A 709-nucleotide genomic window follows, 5' to 3' on the forward strand; every position below is an offset into this window, starting at 1 on the left:
CGGCTACGCGCATCTGTCACGTTCGATTCAATATTACCTAAATTACTGATGGTAAAGTTCATGCGGTTTTGAACGGCACCTAAGTCTGCACGTTGACTGTCAATCGTTGCTAATGCTTCATCAATAATAGCGATAGCATCTTGTGAGCCAGCATAAGTTGAAATATCAACATCATTTACACTAACATCTTCAGCACCACTATATGTTAAAGCTGTACCAATAGAACCACCAGTACCTGCTGCAAAAGTTAATGTTGCAGCACCATCTATGGCTCCTTTTAAATCAACGCCTGTACCAGCATCATTAACAACAGCATAAACGCCAATTGATTCATCCGCACCATTTAAAGACTGATTAATCGCATCGGCCATCCCGGCATAGTCTGTACCTGAAGTTAACTTAGAGTAATCAACACTAAGTTCTACAGATGCGCCAGTACCAGCACCATCAGCATCATAAGTAAAGGCAGCATCAGTAATTTGCGTGCCTGAACCATAAGCTGCAGCCACGTCTGCAGCAACAAAAGCACCGGCACTAACTTTTTGTACGCTTTTAGTTAAGTTTGAAGCAGATATATCACCTAAAGTAACAGAAATCGTTTCATTGGCATTTGAACCCACCTGGAAAGATTTAGTGCCAAAATTACCATTTAATAATTTCTGACCACCAAATGATGTGGTATCGGCAATTCGAGTTAATTCAGTTTGCA

General features: G+C 40.9%; 1 protein-coding gene. It reads right to left on the minus strand.

The genetic code is table 11. The features are described 5' to 3' along the window. On the minus strand, positions 1–709 hold a 709-nt coding region (locus IEY40_RS20120), incomplete at both ends, for a flagellin (RefSeq protein WP_268244209.1).

It is taken from the genome of Shewanella ulleungensis, assembly GCF_014648315.1.
Taxonomy (GTDB): domain Bacteria; phylum Pseudomonadota; class Gammaproteobacteria; order Enterobacterales; family Shewanellaceae; genus Shewanella; species Shewanella ulleungensis.